This is a genomic window from Paenibacillus sp. FSL F4-0097 (genome assembly GCF_038593125.1).
In the GTDB taxonomy this organism is placed as follows: domain Bacteria; phylum Bacillota; class Bacilli; order Paenibacillales; family Paenibacillaceae; genus Paenibacillus_AQ; species Paenibacillus_AQ odorifer.
This window is the reverse complement of record NZ_CP151965.1, coordinates 1,951,551-1,970,137: the sequence shown is the minus strand read 5'-3', so window position 1 is coordinate 1,970,137 and position 18,587 is coordinate 1,951,551. Positions and strand designations below refer to the sequence as shown.

The window sequence follows — 18,587 nt, the reverse complement described above, 5'->3', positions numbered from 1 at the left end:
CTCTAACTAAAGGGTGCCAGAGTTCAGCACACCTTAGTTTAGCCTACTTGCTCAGCAGCGTATAAATAACCTGTGCGCTTTCTGCGCGGGTCATCCATGCTTTTGGAGCGAATCGATTGTTCTCTCGGCCTTGCAGGAGTCCTAAGTCTGCTGCAGTCTTCACATAAGCTTCCGCCCACTTGCTAATACTTGAAGCGTCAGTAAATGCCGTAGAGGCTGCTACAGGTTCAAGCTTCTTACCAGACTTCACTTCAAGTGCGCGGATCGCCATAACAGCCATTTCCTCACGGGTAATTGATGCATTCGGCGCAAAAATATTATTACTCCGTCCACTAACAATACCCAGCTTAGCAGCTGTGGCTACATATGAGGCATACCATGCATCTGACCTGATGTCAGTAAACAGGACCTGCCCTTCCGCTTTTAAGCCAAGTGCACGTACTAGTAGTGCTGTAAATTCCGCACGGCTAACATTACTTTTCGGATCAAACTCAGAGGTAGTAACCCCTGACACAATTTGTTTGGCGGCAAGTGATTGAATCGCCTTAAATGCCCAATAGGTTGCAGGAACATCTTTGAACGACTTATCGATTTCAAGCACAGCATACTTACTGAAGTGTGTGACTTGTGCCGTGATCACCTCTCCATTCAGCTGTCCTCCCACGTACTCTAACCCGCCATTATCACTTAAATAATAGATTCCGATTAAGTCTTTGTTGAATTGCCCTTTAATCTTAAATGAGATCGTAATCGGCTCATCGAACTGCTTAATTACAATCCGAGTACCGTCTTTCATCAGCACGCTAAGTCTGAATTCAAATACATCGGAAAGAGAGCTAGCATGAGCACTATCATTGTTTAAACCGTCTACTATGGCTTTCGCAGCAGACTGCGCCAGTGGCTTCAGTTCAAGCAAGATTTGGGCACCTACCCCATCAATACCTGAAGCTAAACTTGGCATTGTACTTAAAAGCTGGCTAGGGATAGTAACTAACAGATCTCCCATTTTAAATACAAGATCATTAGTTCCTAGTATTTGTGCAGCTTGTAAAGGTAAGCGTACCGCTGTCTTACCGGCAGCAACATCAATTTGCACCTTGCCTTCTTTACCATTCTTCAAGCTATCCTCATTCACAACCTGAGTATCCGCTGGCGGTGTAGGGCTAGGGTTAACAACAACTCCAGAGGTTGGTGCCGCTGTGGCTTCTGGCGTTGGTGTCACCTCAGGCGACGGTGTTACTTCTGGTGCCGATGTTGGCGTCGATGTTGGCGTCGACGTTGGTGTTGGCGTTGGTGTTGGTGTCGGTGTTGGTGTTGGTGTCGGCGTTGGTGTTGGTGTCGACGTTGGTGTCGGTGTTGGTGTCGGTATAACATCCGATACCTCAGCCAAAATAACCGTACCTCCATCATCTCTACCTGGCAGATCAATATTTACCTTTTGATCCTCGGAAACCATGTATGTTTTACCGCTGTATTCATCGGTTACCGATGAATTAGCAGCAAACGGTACTGGAATCGTTACAGAACTCTCACTAGTTTTAGTATTGATTACCGTCACTACGTTCTCATCTTCATAAGATTTGTTGAAAGCCAAATAACCTGAATCATCTGAACCTGCGAGCTTCGTGCGCGCACCTTTGGAATACACTTTGGAGTACTTCGCACGGATATTCAACAGCTTTTGATAATGGTCATGTAGTGGCTTCTCTGCCGTCAATTGATCCCAAGGCATATCCTTACGGTTCTCACTGAATTGACCTTCAGACATATTTCCAGCATTGCTGCCTGAATTACCCAGTTCTTCTCCGTAGTATATTACTGGCTGTCCTTTGGCGGTAATTTGCAGAGCTGCAGCAATCTTCAGCTTGCCTTTATCGCCTCCCACATAATCAGACAAGAAACCATTCTCATCATGACTGCTCAGGAATTGAGCCATCATCTTCGTATTGTCGATCTTCAATTCACGTTCCTGCAGATAAGCATCCACACTGTTTACCTTACCATTTGCAAAATCTCTGGCTGCATCTTTAAATCCAAAATCAAGCAGCCCATCCATCTGGCTAGTTTCGAGCATTCCACCATTGTTATCAATGGTTCCACCGAAGTATTCGCCGGTCATTTTGAAGTTTGGATCCATCGCTGTCAGTGCATTTTTAAAGGCTTTCCAAGTCGTATCGTCCACGTGTTTGACCGTATCCACACGGAAATAATCAATCGTGTCTCCACGTTCCGTACGTGCGTTGTCTAACCAGCCTGTTTGCCAAGCGATAATTTTTTCACGAACGGCTGGATCTTCCGTTTTGAAATCTGGCAGGAAGGCAAGTTCACCCTTAATTGGATCTGTATCTGCGGATACACCATCCGTGCGCAGCATCCCTTCGAAACGTGCTTTATCCTCAGCTGTAATTGTCGGATAGGTATCCTCAGCTTTCAGACCGTAACCCGTATGATTGAGTACAACGTCAACCATGATCTTGATCCCTTTGTCATGCGCCTTTTCGATCAGCTCCTTGAAGGTGGCCATATCGCCAAGATGCTCGTCGAGCTTGGTGAAATCTTTTGCCCAATACCCATGGTATCCATATTGTTCGCTGCCAAAGTCAACGCCTTTGTTAAAATCAATATTATCTACGATTGGCGTGATCCATAACGTGTTAATTCCTAGCTCTTGCAAATAATCGAGATTGTCGATCATCCCCCGGAAATCTCCACCATGATAAGCTTCCAGATGATTTTTATTCACATTCTCATTATTCGTTGGGTCACCGTCTTTAAATCGGTCTGTAAGCGCGAAATAAATTCGAGCCTCATCCCAATCAAAATCCAGCTTATCCCCTGTATAGGTTCTTGCTTTTACCTCAAGTGTAGCCTTTTCCTTATGTGCATTGCCGTATTGGTCTACGAGCGTAATCGGAATATCCTTGATGCCCGCTGACACCGTGTCTTCCACAGCAACCGTTTGTTTCAAGAGTTCCGTATCCAGCTTAACTTTGCTAGGGCCCCCAAGATTAGTTAAATCCATATATGCTTCAGAGTAAGTTACTTCTTCCGAAGAGGAAGCGTGGATGGTTACAACAGCATTCTGATTGGATGTGACTGCCTCTGGACTTACGGATGTCGCAATCTTAACGACAGGTTGATGATAATCAATAACAGATTCATCATTCACCGTATTCTTTGGATCTGTAATTTCGGTAGTGACGCCGTCTTTTGTAATCAAGAAAGTATATTTATACATACCTTCTTTTAAATCAGCCAGTGTGTAAGTGAACCACTCGTTAGCCGGATCATAGATCATTGGATACGAAGTGCCGTTCACTTTTACTTTAGCAGCTGTTATTGCGTCCATATTTCCATTACGGAACAAAGCGTCGTCGCGGTATCTGAAAGTAATCGTTCCATCTTTTAAAATAGGGCCGCTAATACTTGGTTTGATATCAAGCTCTTTAACCATACTGGTTACATACACCTTAGTGAACGGTTCACCAGGGGTCAACGGAATAACACGATCGTCTGGGTAGTCTAGTTTCCCCGTGTTCCAATCCGTACCTTTGCGCAGGACAAATCCAACGCTTGTTGCATTCTCCGCAACCTCAATCAGAACGCTCGCTGTGCCATTCTTAAAGGTTGTGAAATCAATCTGGTCATTTTTAGCTCCAGTGTTCCAAACCCAGATATTCCAATCCTTATAGTCCTTATCGCTACGGGTATAAGTGAATTGAACATATCGTTTGTCAGTAACATTAACAGTGACGGTTGTAGAAATACCTTCATAAGAAATAGTAAGGGTTGCCGTTCCTAGCCCAACCGCTTTGACTAGACCTTTATCAGTTACTGTAGCTACTTCAGGTTTATTGGAGAGGTAAGTAGCCTTCTTAGTAACATTACTTCTGCTATTGTCATCATATTTCGCAAAAACAGCGGTTTGATGCGTATTTCCAGCTGCCAGCGTGTAGCTTGCACTATCTGTTTCCAAAGAGTTCAGCGTAACTGGTGCAGCTTCCTTTTGAATAATCACGGCCGTCAAAGGCTCTAGTGTAATTGAATTTGCTGTCAAAATAAAACCTGACTGCTGTGCAGCCGGTATCGCTGTAACACCAGCTTCATCGTTGTCCACAAGCACCTGACCGCCCGTCAAATCCTCAGATAAGGTCAGTTTTCTAGTTGTGCTGTCACCATTCATGAAGACATAATAGATGCCAGTGCCATCTGTTGCTTTGTTGGAATAGCCGATGACAAGATCGTTATCCTTCATTTCTGGAGCAGGGATCAGGTTAATGTTAGAGTCAACCAAATCCTTATCGCCCAATCGGAAGGCATCCGTTGATTTTCTCAGCTCCATCAGACCCGACGTATATTTTCTTGTCGTGTTCTGTACTGGGAACTTAGATTCATCTGTTGCTTTGGTCCAATCAAACATGTTAACTGCATCCGATGAATCGTAAGAATCATGAATGAAATAGCCAAACGATTGGTTGTTGTTGTCGAACATCTCTGTGAATTTATCCTCAGGATCCGTTGTGCCCTTCCACTGCTTAGTCCGCCCATATTCCTGACCGGCATGGATAAAGGCTGTACCTTGAGAAGTTAATACGAGCATATTTCCTAATCTGATCCGCTGCTGAATTTCAAGCTCATTCTCAGCAATATCCGGATCCTTCTTGATCGATTGTACTATGACATCATGAAGTGTCAGATTATCATGAGCTTCGATATATGGGACGATATCACCCGGATCATCTGCTGGTGTATTCGAAGGTTGAGCTTTGATATTGTCTAGGATTGTAGCGATCGGACGTGCTCCACCTGTAATAAATCTAGGCTGACCTTCGGAACCATAACCAGACTTCAATTCATTACGGAATTCATCTGAGAAAACACCGACACTATCCGTTTTGTCCATCCAATCCTGATCTGCACCTTGCCCAGCGAGAGAAGGATCAGCCGCGGCGCCGCCGAATGTTCTCCAGCCTTCACCAATAAAGAGTGCCTTCGGATTCACTGCTGCTGCGGCATCATAAGCATGCTGAACAGCATCAGCTGTCGCATCGCCCATCATATCCCAGCGCATTCCATCAATCTTGTACTCTTCAAACCAGTATTTTACCGAATCAACCATCAGCTTCTCAGCCATTTTATGGTTGGTGGCTAAATTGTTGCCGAACCCCCCGATAAAGTTACCGTTTGCATCTTGGAAGGCATAGTAATTAGGTACGATGTCGTTTAAAAATTCTTTTTTAGCCATATGAGTATACACTACGTCCAGAATGACACCCATTCCAGCTTCATGCACGGCATCAATCAAACCTTTTAATTCTTTAATCCGCTCTTCTGGATCGGCAGGGTTCTGTGAATAGGCCCCGTCCGGTGAAAAATAGCTGTGAGGATCATAACCCCAGTTGTATTCATTGTTTTTTGCGGAATAATCCGGCTCTCTAGTCCCCATCTTCGTCTCATCCCCGTAATACCAAGCCATCACAGGAAGCAACTGAACATGCGTTACACCAAGAGATTTAATATAATCAAGTTTCTTTTCAAAAGCGCTATAAGAACCCCATCTTTCCCCACTCAGACTATCCTCGATCGATACATCCGATGTAAAATCTCTCACGTGGACTTCGTAGATGATGGCGTCCTCACGTTTTTCGTAGCCTTTTATATCAGCATACCCAAAGGTATCTGGGTTCGTCTGGCTTAAATTAACAATAGCCGCTTTGCCCACTGTATCCCCGCCAGCACCAGCAGCACCTGTGGTATCCACAGTAAATACCGCCATTGATTTAGCATAAGGATCAAGAACCTTATGGGTTACACCGTCATTCGTTACTTCGTATTGATAAAAGTATCCTCTTACATCATTTGTGGTAGTGCCTGTCAAATCAGCTGGCTTCAGCTGGACTGACCAAACCCCGTGCTCGCCGAGCGTTAAAGCAACTCTGCCCACTTGCACGTTAGAGTCATTCTTATCGTAAAGATTTACAACGACCGAGCTTGCTTTAGGTGCCCATAATTTCAATGTGGCTGTTTTGTCAGCATTATACGTAGCTCCAAGATCGTCTCCTGTATAGTTGTACATTTCATCAAGCATTCTCCAGCCACTTGCGGCTGAGACCGTTTTACCTGAATAGGTAACGCTAAGCGGAACTTTTTCCAGATCAAATGCTTCTGTATCCACTTCGATTGAAGTTTTACTTGTAAGGGTTACAGCAGTAATCGGGATTGCAGCACCCTCTTTATCCTTAACTGTAATTGCTGTCTTTAAGGCTGCTGGATCCAAACCGTCAGTCAGTGTGAAGCCGAGAAGGATTTTGCTCGTCGACAGCACCTCTGCGGATACTAAGCCAATAGGTGTCTCACCAAACGGAGAAACATAAACATTGTTGTCTCCTTCTTTAACCCATAGCTGATTGTATCGATCCAGCAGGCTAAAGGTTTTATTGTCACCGTCCTTATCACCGTTCGAAGGTTTCATCACAATAAAGCCGATTTTCTTCGCATTCTCAATAAGCGGAACATCAACATATGCACCATAACGATCTGTTTGATCTGCTACAAAAGGAGTAGCTCCAGACGGCCAATTTTCGGATGGGGCTACGACGTCATCCCACAGCCACAGTCCATATTGATCATGATTTGTATCAGCTCTGGTATAGTGAATTCGCACTGTATTAGGAGCAAGTGTAACTGGTTCATACGGTGTTACATCATTTGAACCCTGCTTGATCCAAATTTCATTCGCCTCAGGCGTGTTAATGGCAAAGAGTTTATCCCCTTCATCCTTGGCCTGAGTGACTCGGTTTACCACAAGGAACGAAATTTTCTTAGCTCCATCCTTCACTGGCACGTCAACATAAGCACCATAAGAATCGATTTGCCCTTCAGGAAATGGAGTTGCACCTGTAGGCCAATTTGCGGAAGGGGATTGAGCATCATCCCATGTCCATAATCCCTGATTTTCATAGTCACCAGCTGTCCGATTGTAGTGAATACGGATGTGTCCAGCCGGAACAGGAGTAACCTCAACAGGTTCAGAAGGAATTTTATATTCTGCTGTCACACTGCCATCCAGTGGATTAAATTTAAAGGTAACCAGAAGATCTGAAGGAAGACTCAGATTATTAGCAGTTTCGGGATACAATTGATCCCCGGCTTCACCGTCTCCTGGAACAGAAACTTGGTAGGTGTAATCTCCCTTAGGAAGGGTAGCCACCGTACTGTAAACATCATCAAAATCAGGATCAGATAATACGGTAAGTGCTTCTGCCGGCAGGTTTCCTGTCAATCTTGGTAGTTTAGCGGAAGCAATCGGTGTGTAATACGTGGAATCAGCTATTTTATGAGTTAAGTCATTATAATAAAAGGTTACGGCAGTCTCTGTTTCCAGCTTGATATGGATATTCTCCCCATCATTGGTCCCCTGAGGATTGGTGTAACTTGTGAATCCATAGTTCTCATCCCATAAATCATTAAGAGTAACCTTGTAGTTATATTCTCCTGCCGGCAGAGTGCCTGTAAAAGAATATAGGCCATTATCTGAATAGGTCATTTGGGTGACTACTGATGTCTCATCCCAATCCTTACCCGGCGTTCCCGCACCCGTCGACGTAAATTTTGTCTGCAGATCCCCGACCAACACCACTTTCGTCGTTGCTGCTGTAACATTAACAGGATGTAGTCCAAGACCAGAGAACACGAGAGCAATGATCATAAAGATCGCAAATGCCCTCTTCCCCCATAAAGTTATTTTCATTTTTGCAAAACCTCCCATAATTATGAATTCCCTTTTTGCAAGCGGATACATGATTTCACAAACCCCACCAATTTATGAGATTATAAATCATGCTATTCCTTCTAAAGTTGGAGAAGGTCTATATGTAGGGCTCGTCAAGCCAATTCAACTCTGTCACCATCCTTTTATCAAAGTAAAAGCTTGATACATCATGTCGAAATTAGTGCAATCGTTTGCAAAAAGCTATGCACAAACACTAGTCCATAAAACCCATTCGTTAGTGCAACTGGTTCAACCTAAAAACACCCAATGAAAACGCTTGCTGTATTTTGATTTACATACTAATGCCGAATTTGCGGTATTGTCAACCAGTATTTTCTAAAATAAAAGCTCAATTTAAAGCCGCAATAAAAACGAAACTTGTTCTTCCCTTCCTTTCAGCTAAGTTCTTGCATCATTTAAGCCATACGTTTGCATTCAGCGAATACTCTTTTCGTAAAATCCAGACCGCATTTATACATATTAAGATCAAAATTCCCGAATCATTCATACTTTTTTGGTGAAAAGCAACAATATTACATTGAAATTTCTTGTGTTCCTTCCAAAAGTAGCAATTTCCCCCTTTTGAATGACTTTATCTATTTACAATTTAGAACTCTTAGATTAATATTACTGTGTAAAGCAAACGGTTCCATAAGGAGGTTTCAATGACAGTTACCATTAAGGATGTGGCCAAGAAAGCGGGAGTATCTCCCTCCACGGTATCCCGGGTATTGTCCAACCATCCCAGAATCAGCCTGGAAACTTCCCGCAAAGTTAAAGCTATTATGGAGGATATGGGCTATACCCCTAACATGATGGCTAAGAGCTTGGTGTCGAAAACTACTAACAGCATCTGCTTCAGTCTTCCTAAACCTGCTGAAGAGCTGTTCTCTAATCTATTTTTTATGGAATTAATTCGCGGGATCGTTACACAAGCCAGCCGTTCCGGTTACGATGTGTTAATAAGCTCCGGAGCGAACGAGAAAGAAGAACTGGAAGCCGTTTCACGACTTCTGAAGGGTCGCCGTGTTGACGGCGTTATTCTGCTTTACTCTCGTACGGATGATGCCGTTATTGATTTTCTAGAGAGCAACGATTATCCATTCGTGCTTGTTGGCCGAAGTGATAAATATGAGAATATTTTATCAGTCGATAATGATAATGTGATGGCAGCATACGATGCTACGAACCACCTCATTTCCATGGGGCATAAACGTATTGGCTTCGTAAGTGGACCACCTAATCTAATCGTTTCTCGTGACCGTCTCGCCGGATATCGTAAAGCATTGCAGAATAGCGGTTTAGAAATGCGGGATGAATGGATTGTAGAAGGTGAATTTCTACAGGATAGCGGCTATAGAGCGATGTCCTTTTTCATGAATTTGCCGAATCGCCCCACTGCGCTGGTAGCGGTGGATGACATGGTATCGTTCGGAATTTTGCGCGGGTTGAATGAACTGAAATACAAGGTTCCAGACGATCTCGCCATTGTAAGCTTTAACAATATTCCATTATCTGAATTATCTAGTCCTCCGATCAGCAGTATTGATATAGGAATTTATCATCTTGGCTACACCGCATCACAAGTACTTATCCAAAATATCAAGAGTCCGGATAACGGTTCAGGTCATACCAACCGATTTGTCATTCCCCATCGTCTGATCGTGAGAGAGTCATCCATGCACTCTCTGGCAAAGCATAAAACCGAATGAATAAGTGAAGCGTTTAACCGCTTCATTTATTTTTTGAAAATCTGTACAAACGTTTGCGCTAAATCATACAATACTTATTGATCCAGTTCTTTATGGGTGATTTCTAGGATCTTAGGTTAGGATAAACTTACACATCTTAATCAAAGTTTAAACGGTTTAATAAGATTCTAATACGGCATCCGCTGGATCACGACGCTGTCAAAACTTTTAGGAGGTACTACAATGTCGGAAATTAAAGCCTGCTTGTTCGACTTGGACGGAGTAATCGTCGATACAGCAAAATACCATTATATTGCTTGGAAAGAGCTTGCAGATGGACTGGGGTTTCTATTCACAGAACAAGATAACGAACGCCTTAAGGGAGTCAGCAGAACGGCTTCACTAAATATTTTGCTGGAAATCGGCGGACTAACGATTGACGAAGAAGAGAAAGCTAAGCTTGCGGAACAGAAAAATAATCGTTATGTCGAATATATTGCGAAAATGGACAGTTCTGAGATTCTGCCAGGTGCGCTTGATTTCCTAAAAGAGTGCCGTGCGAATGGCATCAAAGTTGCTCTCGGTTCTGCCAGCAAAAACGCTATGACGATCTTGAATAATACCGGATTAACCCCTTACTTTGATGCAATCATCGACGGCACACACACTAGTGCTGCTAAACCAGATCCGGAAGTGTTCCTATTAGGAGCCAAAGCACTGGATGCCGCACCTGAACATTGTGTAGTCTTCGAAGATGCAGAAGCGGGAATTGAGGCCGCTACCCGGGCCGGTATGTTCAGTGTTGGCATTGGTTCGCCGGAAACCCTGAGTGCAGCGAATATTGTTGTCCCATCGCTTGCTCATATGAGTGTGTCCCTGCTCAAAGAATCTTTTGCATAAGTTTATTGAACATAATTAACTCAAATAGTACTGATTTGAGTTGTTGTGGACATTCCAACCAAAGATTAAATGAACTAATAATTAATCGTTAGCCTTCTGGTGATGAAGTGACGGAGAGGAATTTTGGAACTATAGAAGCATAACGTTCGCCTTTATAATCAGATTTCATCCGCAAAATGTGATCGAAAGTCCAAAGATTCCGCGCAGTCACTTATATATCACCGGAAGTTTAACAAGGGATTTGTTCATTTTATATATCCCCCTAACATATTTAAAGGAGCGGTTATCGTGAAACAATATTTAACAATTGATGAATGGTCCATTATTGAGGAATCCTTTGATCCACAGACGCAAGAAATTTCTGAAAGCGTATTTAGTCTTGGTAACGGATTTATGGGTGGCCGGGCCAATTTCGAAGAGCAATATAGCGGTAACAGCCTGCAAGGCAGCTACATGGCTGGCGTCTACTACCCTGACAAAACACGTGTTGGCTGGTGGAAAAACGGCTATCCTGAATATTTTGCCAAAGTACTTAACAGCACGAACTGGATCGGTATTAACATTGATATCGAGGGTACCCCCCTTGATCTGGCAAAGTGCACCGTTTCCGAATTCCGCCGTGTACTTAATATGAAAGAAGGTACGCTCTCCCGTAGCTTCACTGCAACACTCGAAGATGGTAAGGAAGTTAAAGTAGAAAGTATCCGGTTCGTAAGCATGACTCGTCAAGAAATCGGCGCGATTCGCTATTCCATCATTCCTGTCAATTTCTCAGGCAAGATTACGATTACTCCTTATCTTGATGGTGATGTGAAGAACAAGGATTCCAACTATGACGAGAAATTCTGGAATGAAGTTGAGAAACAAGCGGGACCTGATCATGGACATCTCACCCTAAAGACTAAGAAACTCGACTTCCATGTCACCTCTGCTATGGCTTTTGATATCCTTGTCAATGGTGAAAAGGTAACTGCCGAAGCAGAAGTCATCGAACAAGAGAAATATGTAGCCAGCAAACTGGACGTAACCGCACAAGCGGGCAATCAAATCGTCATTTATAAATATGTAGCCAATGTTACTTCTCGGAATCACGGTCTGGGACAATTGGTCGACGCCGCCCAAACTGCTCTGCAAGCTGCTAAGGAAGCTGGGTTCGTAACCCTTTTGACTGAACAAATTGAAGCTTGGAGAGAAAAATGGAAAGAAAGCGACATCATTATTGAAGGTGACGTTTCGGCTCAGCAAGCGATTCGCTTTAATATTTTCCAACTCAATCAAACCTATAATGGTGAAGATGACCGCCTGAACATTGGGCCTAAAGGCTTTACCGGTGAAAAATACGGCGGCAGCACCTACTGGGATACAGAGGCGTATTGCGTTCCCTTCTATCTCAGTACGGCGGACTCCTCCATTGCCCGCAATTTGTTGATCTACCGTTACAAGCACTTAGAGAAAGCTAAAGAAAATGCCCGTAAGCTTGGATTCAAAAAAGGTGCGCTGTACCCAATGGTTACTATGAACGGTGAAGAATGCCACAACGAGTGGGAAATTACATTTGAAGAAATTCACCGGAACGGTGCCATTGCCTACGCCATTTACAACTATGTGAACTACACCGGAGACAAAGCTTATCTGGGACAATATGGCCTAGAGGTTCTCGTGGAAATCTCCCGCTTCTGGGAAGAACGTGTTCACTACGCATCACGTAAAGACAAATACGTAATGCTCGGCGTAACGGGCCCGAATGAATACGAGAATAACGTTAATAATAACTGGTATACAAACCGTATGGCTTCGTGGACTATGGAATACACCATGGAAGCACTGGCATACTTGCAAGAGAATGAGCCTGCTCGTTATGCAGAGCTAGTTGACAAACTAGGGCTGCAAGAGAGCGAAACTACAAAATGGAAAGACATCATTGCTAAGATGTATTATCCTGCGGATGGAGAGCTGGGTATCTTCTTACAACAAGATGGCTTCCTGGACAAAGAGATCATTCAAGTCAAAGATCTGGAACGTGAGCATCTGCCACTTAACCAAAAATGGTCATGGGACCGTATCCTGCGTTCTTGCTTCATTAAACAAGCAGACGTTCTGCAGGGATTATATTTCCTGGGTGACCGTTACGATCTGGATACAAAAAAACGCAACTTCGACTTTTATGAACCGATCACTGTTCATGAGTCCTCCCTTTCCCCTTGTATCCACTCCATTCTAGCCAGTGAGCTGGGATATAAGGATAAGGCCTATGAAATGTACTTGCGTACTTCAAGACTGGATCTTGATAACTATAACAATGATACAGAAGACGGGTTGCACAGCACTAGCATGGCTGGTACTTGGATGTCGATCGTACATGGTTTCGGCGGACTCCGCGTACATGACGGCAGACTGACACTGAGCCCATCTAACCCAGGTCACTGGACTGCTTACTCTTTTAAAATTATGTTCCGCGGCTCCCGTCTGAAAGTAAGCGTTACGGATGCACAAGTTACTGTTACGAATGAAACTGATATCCCTGCTTCTATTACTATCTACGACAAAGAATATACCGTAAACGGACTAAGCAGCATCACTGCTGATAGCAATTCCGTCACAGTATAAAACTTACACCCAAGAGACCCTTGAAGCTTAAAGCTTTTGGGGTCTCTTTATTTTTTAGGAAGCTAACTTATAAAAGGAGTGATTATGAATGAACAGAACCTTTTGGAAAGAAGCCGTTGTCTACCAAATCTATCCCCGCAGCTTTCAAGATAGCAATGGTGACGGGATTGGAGATCTGCAAGGAATCATTTCACGTCTGGATTATTTGCAAAAGCTAGGTGTCGACGTAGTTTGGCTGTCACCTGTCTATAAATCGCCAAATGACGATAACGGTTATGACATCAGCGATTATCAAGATATTATGGATGAGTTCGGCACATTGCAGGATTGGGAAGAATTACTGACTGGATTGCACGCCCGTGGCATAAAACTGATGATGGACCTTGTAATCAATCATTCCTCAGATGAGCATCCTTGGTTCGTAGAATCCCGTTCTTCAAAAGATAATCCATATCGTGATTACTACATTTGGCGTCCGGGTGGACCAGATGGTGAGCGCCCCAACAATTGGAGTTCTGTATTCAGCGGCCCGGCTTGGGAACTGGATGAAACTACTGGTGAATACTATCTGCATCTGTTTTCGCGCAAGCAACCGGATCTCAACTGGGAGAATCCGCAGCTGCGTGAGGAGTTATACAAGATGATCACCTTCTGGCTCGACAAGGGTGTGGATGGTCTACGAATGGATGTAATCAATATGATTTCCAAAGTGGAAGGTCTCCCTTCCTCCCATAGAGACGGCCTCGCTCCCGGGGAACTTGCCTGGGGTGGCGAATATTATATGAATGGACCACGTGTTCATGAGTTTTTACATGAAATGAATGACAAAGTGTTATCCAACTATAACATTATGACTGTCGGTGAAACTCCTGGCGCTACAGTTGAAGATGCCATCCTTTACACGGACGAGGAACGCAAAGAGCTGCAAATGGTATTCCAGTTCGAGCATATGGATGTGGACTCGGGTCCTGACGGCAAATGGGACGTAGCCCCGTGGACGTTGTCGAAGCTGCGCGATATTCTTCATAAATGGCAAGTGGGTCTGGCGGATAAGGGTTGGAATAGTCTTTATCTTAACAATCATGACCAGCCACGTATGGTCTCAAGATTCGGGGATGATGGTAAGTATCGCGTGATCTCTGCCAAAATGCTCGCTACCTTACTGCACACGCTGAAAGGGACGCCCTATATTTATCAAGGCGAAGAAATCGGGATGACCAATGTAAAGTTCACAGCCATTGAACATTATAAAGACATAGAAATCCTCAATATGTATCGCGAAAAGGTTACCGAAGGCGGCGCTGATCCTAACAGCGTTCTAAACGCTATTCATATCAAAGGCCGTGATAATGCGCGCACTCCGATGCAATGGGATGATTCTGCGAATGCCGGCTTTACTGAAGGGGAGCCGTGGCTCAAAGTTAATCCGAACTACAAGGAAATTAACGTGGAGCAGGCGCTGGCTGATTCGGATTCTATCTTTTATTATTACCAAAGGCTGCTTGCTTTGCGCAAAAAAAATCCGATCATGGCTTATGGCGAATACAAGCTACTTTTGCCAGAGCATGAGGACATATATGCCTATACGCGTACTCTGGATGACGAGAAGTGGCTGGTGCTGCTCAATTTCAATGAGGTTCCACAGACTGTTGATCTTTCCGCAGAGCTAAGTAAGGCTACGGAACTTATTATTGGAAATTACCCTGATGATGCACCCACACGGGAATTATTACGACCTTATGAAGCAAGAGTGTATCGATTGAAAGACTAACTTTGTCTATCTTCCTGAGTTATACTATTTAGGATGATTTTTTATGAGATTATCCTTCTGCCTGCTACCTGTCATTAGAGAGCACGGAATAACAGGATTTTGCAAATGCAGCCTGATAGTATGAACTTAAAGGGAGATGACGGACTTGGAATGGCTTATCCGCATGAAAGAAGCTTTAGATTATATGGAGAGCAAGATGGAGGAATCTGTGACGATTGAAGAAATCGCCAAGGTTGCTTACTCCTCCCCCTTTCATTTCCAGCGCATGTTCAATATGCTTACCGGAGTATCTATTAAAGACTATATCCGTAAGCGCAGATTAACTCTGGCTGCACAGGAGCTTGCTATTTCTAAAGTTAAAGTGCTAGATGTTGCACTGAAATACGGATATGACTCGCCCGAGTCGTTTGCCAAAGCATTCCGCAAGGCACATGGAATTACTCCTTCTGCTGCGCGGGAGTCAGGGGTACAGCTCAAGGCTTTCCCTAGACTCTCCTTCCATCTATCACTGAAGGGAGATAAAGAAATGGACTACAGAATTGAGAAAAGAGACGCCTTTAATGTTATCGGACTAGTAGAGGAAATGACAACGAAAGATGGGGAGAATCTGCGCCGCATCCCTCAGTTGTGGATAGAAGCTAATGAAAATGGTACGTCGGATAAGCTGATTGAGCTCGGTGGAGATAAGGATTTATTAGGCATCTGCTCTGACATGAACCATGATAAAGAAACCTTCTCCTATTGGATCGCTGTCGAAGCTACTCCAGAGACTGATGCACAGGGCTTTGCTTCTACAACAATCCCAGCTGCAAGTTGGGCTGTGTTCACCTCAGTAGGGCCGATGCCTGATGCTATCCAGCAGGTATGGGCACGCATTTTCCAGGAGTGGTTCCCTTCCACAGGCTACGAGCATACAGGCGGGCCTGAGTTTGAGCTATATCTTCCGGGGAGACCAGACGCAGAGGACTATCGCTGTGAGATATGGATCCCTGTTACGAAAAAAGAATAGAACTAGAAAGACTATCGAAACCTCGATAGTCTTTTTTCTTGTGATTGCCTACTATTTCATTTTGAGAATTGGCATAGTCTTGGTATAATAAATAGATTATATAGTTCTATAATGATTATTGATTATTGTCATCCGAATTATCGGTGAAGGAGAATTTCATGTCTACTGTAAAAATATTTTCAGACAGCACTTCCGATTTACCTCAAAACTGGAAGGATACTTATGACATCGGCATCGTTCCTCTTTATGTAGTATTTGAAGAAGGTACCTACAAAGATGGTGAAGATATTACACCCGAGGAAGTGTATCGCCGTGTAGCCGCTAGTGGAGTATTGCCGAAAACGGCAGCACCTTCGCCAGCAGATTTCATTGCTGCATTTCAACCCGTGATTAGTAGCGGACAAGATATTGTATATATCAGTCTCTCCTCCTCACTATCCTCTACATATCAGAATGCACTTTTGGCTGCCGGGGAATTTCCTGAGGGACGCGTACAGGTCATAGATTCGCAAACCTTGTGCGGAGGCATTGCCCTCCTTGTTATGAAGGCTGTCAGAGCTGCTAAAAAAGGCCACACTGCGGTGGAGATTGCAGCCATGCTGGAGCACAGCCGCAACCTTGTGGAAACTGAATTCGTTGTGGATACGCTAGATTACTTATATATGGGTGGACGCTGTTCAGGCATGCAGAACTTCATCGGTAGTCTACTCAAAATCCGTCCTGTTCTTAGACTGGTAGATGGAAGCATCATACCTACTAGCAAAATCCGTGGCAAAAAGGAAAAAGCTGTGGAACAAATGCTCCAGAACGCTTTGGTTCACATCGATCGAATGGATAAAGAGTTGCTCATCGTTGTCCATACCTTGGCGGAAGAAGATGCACTCTATCTGGAGTCAGCACTACGAGAGAAAACTCAAGTTAATGAAATAGCAATTCTCCATGCTGGTTGTGTAATTGGCAGCCATTGTGGGCCGCATACTGTAGGTCTCATGTATATGCTTCAGGACTAATAACACACAAATCTCCGGCCATTGCTTCTTAAGCAAATGGACCGGAGATTTGTGTGTAACCCCCCCTAGTTTGAAGTTACTTCCAGCTCTATATCTTCTGCTCTGCAAGGCAGCATAAAACGAAACGTAGAACCTTGATTCTCTTCACTTTCTACAAAGATCGTCCCACCCATCAGCTCAACGAGCTGCTTGCAAATCGCCAGTCCCAAACCTGTGCCTCCATATTTACGGTTTATGGACGGATGCAGCTGTGAGAAAGATTGAAACAACAGATTGAGTTTGTTACCGGCAATTCCTACACCTGTATCCCGCACTGAAAATTCCAACAAAAATTCTTGTTCATCAGATAGTGGAATGTTCTTCACCGATAGGGTCACGCTCCCACGTTCAGTGAATTTCAGCGCATTGCCTACCAGATTCACGACAATCTGCCGCAAGCGGATCGGATCAGCAATGATTATGGTTGGAACGCTAGTATCCATCCACCACCGTAATGCCAGCTTCTTCTCTTCCGCTTTCGGTGCAAATAAATCAATGACGTCTGAGATCATTTCGCGGAGATCAAACTTCTCGGATTGCAGTGACATTTTACCTGCTTCCATTTTGCTGAAATCAAGAATGTCATTCAAGATCTGCAATAACGTATAACTACTGCTGCGTAAAATCTCGGCATAACCTCGCTGCTCTTCTCCAAGCTCAGTATCCAACAATAGATCAGCCATTCCGATCATCCCGTTCATCGGCGTCCGAATTTCATGGCTCATCATCATTAAGAAATCAGATTTGGCTTGCGCTGCCTGCTCTGCTGATTCTTTGGCACGAATGATTTCTCGCTCATTCGTAATATCACTGAAGGCAATAACCGCACCTGCGATCAGCCCTTCATCAATAAGAGGTGCCACCCGGTAATTAACAAAAAAACTGGTGCCATCCTTACGCCAGAAGATCTCATCATCTTTTTTACGGATGATTCCATCCTCTATCGTAAGACTAATCTGGCAATCAGGCGTCGAATAGCGCGAACCGTCACCTTGGATATGATGGATATAATCCATAAGCTTCAGACCCATCAATTCTGTAGGTTGATAGCCTAGCATATCTGCTGCCTCACGGTTAATAAAAAGAGTTCGCCCCGTTGTATCGAGCACAAAGATTCCCGCAGAGACAGAATTCAGAATGAGACTCGATTGTTGATCCTTCACAGCTACTATTGAGGTATCTTTGGAGCTTACCTCCGCTTCTCCCTTGGCAGGTATTTCAGTGTCCAAGGTGTCTGCCAATTCATCCAACCAGTCTTGTAACAATTCCGCATGTAAAAGAGCGCTTCCGTTAGCTACTTTGGTAATCGCGAATACCCCGGCGATCCCTTCTTCCGTTCTGATCGGTAAAAGTTTAACGCCTACGCAATTCGAGCCTTTTTTGGGATTCTCTAAATCTTGTAGCTCAAAGCTTGAGGAGTTCCCCTGCAGAGCAGCCTCAAAACTAGCAATATTGCCAAGTTTTTTTCTCTTTGCTGATATCGGACTTGTATTTTGAAACTGCGCTTCTGCGCCGGAGCCTAGATGGAACGTTAGGTTGGTTCCTACGCAGCGACCTTGTCTATCCAGAACGAATATCAAATCAGGATGATGGTCATATAACGATTTATAAGCGCTCTCTTCCGAAAGCAACCGTCTCAGAATGGACGTCCAGTCTTTATCCACAGTTCACATCCCCTCAGGCTCTCTCATCCATTATCATTACCCCTAAACGGGCAATGTTCATCTAAAATTTAAAATATATTTCATATCTATTATATCAAAATTACGGAAATCAGTCGTAGATAAAC

The 18,587-nt window shown here is 44.0% G+C and carries 8 protein-coding genes; 6 read left to right on the top strand and 2 right to left on the bottom strand.

The features are described from left to right. Window positions 1–43: 43 nt before the first annotated feature. A complete protein-coding gene (locus tag MHH86_RS08510; RefSeq protein WP_342479686.1) occupies window positions 44–7,750 on the bottom strand; it encodes a pullulanase in 7,707 nt (2,568 codons plus the stop codon). Between the two features lie 686 nt (window positions 7,751–8,436). Here MHH86_RS08510 and MHH86_RS08505 point away from each other — a divergent pair. The 6 genes from MHH86_RS08505 (at window position 8,437) to MHH86_RS08480 (ending at window position 16,759) form a co-directional block, all read left to right on the top strand. Beyond that, on the top strand, window positions 8,437–9,483 hold the full coding sequence (locus MHH86_RS08505) for a LacI family DNA-binding transcriptional regulator (RefSeq protein ID WP_036684387.1): 1,047 nt from the start codon (window positions 8,437–8,439) through the stop codon (window positions 9,481–9,483). A gap of 222 nt (window positions 9,484–9,705) precedes the next feature. Further along, a complete protein-coding gene (gene pgmB, locus MHH86_RS08500) occupies window positions 9,706–10,362 on the top strand; it encodes a beta-phosphoglucomutase (RefSeq protein WP_036684390.1) in 657 nt (218 codons plus the stop codon). Between the two features lie 288 nt (window positions 10,363–10,650). Continuing rightward, on the top strand, window positions 10,651–12,969 hold the full coding sequence (locus MHH86_RS08495) for a glycoside hydrolase family 65 protein (protein WP_036684393.1): 2,319 nt from the start codon (window positions 10,651–10,653) through the stop codon (window positions 12,967–12,969). A gap of 88 nt (window positions 12,970–13,057) precedes the next feature. Beyond that, window positions 13,058–14,740, top strand: coding sequence for an alpha-glucosidase (locus tag MHH86_RS08490; protein WP_036684397.1), 1,683 nt, complete (start codon window positions 13,058–13,060; stop codon window positions 14,738–14,740). 145 nt (window positions 14,741–14,885) lie between these two features. Then, window positions 14,886–15,749: an AraC family transcriptional regulator gene (locus MHH86_RS08485; RefSeq protein WP_170914210.1), complete on the top strand. Its 864-nt coding sequence runs from the start codon at window positions 14,886–14,888 to the stop codon at window positions 15,747–15,749. Between the two features lie 158 nt (window positions 15,750–15,907). After that, the gene (locus MHH86_RS08480; protein WP_036684402.1) at window positions 15,908–16,759 is read left to right on the top strand and encodes a DegV family protein; all 852 of its coding nucleotides are present in this window, start codon (window positions 15,908–15,910) and stop codon (window positions 16,757–16,759) included. A gap of 65 nt (window positions 16,760–16,824) precedes the next feature. Here MHH86_RS08480 and MHH86_RS08475 read toward each other — a convergent pair whose 3' ends face one another. Continuing rightward, entirely contained in the window at window positions 16,825–18,462 is a 1,638-nt protein-coding gene (locus tag MHH86_RS08475; RefSeq protein ID WP_051491336.1) for an ATP-binding protein, read from the bottom strand. Between the last annotated feature and the right edge of the window lie 125 nt (window positions 18,463–18,587).

Bases quoted from the DNA above. Each gene is read 5' to 3' on its own strand.
- MHH86_RS08480 (WP_036684402.1), top strand. From the start codon at position 15,908: ATGTCTACTGTAAAAATATTTTCAGACAGCACTTCCGATTTACCTCAA.
- MHH86_RS08505 (WP_036684387.1), top strand. From the start codon at position 8,437: ATGACAGTTACCATTAAGGATGTGGCCAAGAAAGCGGGAGTATCTCCC.
- pgmB (WP_036684390.1), top strand. From the start codon at position 9,706: ATGTCGGAAATTAAAGCCTGCTTGTTCGACTTGGACGGAGTAATCGTC.
- MHH86_RS08490 (WP_036684397.1), top strand. From the start codon at position 13,058: ATGAACAGAACCTTTTGGAAAGAAGCCGTTGTCTACCAAATCTATCCC.
- MHH86_RS08510 (WP_342479686.1), bottom strand. From the start codon at position 7,750: ATGAAAATAACTTTATGGGGGAAGAGGGCATTTGCGATCTTTATGATC.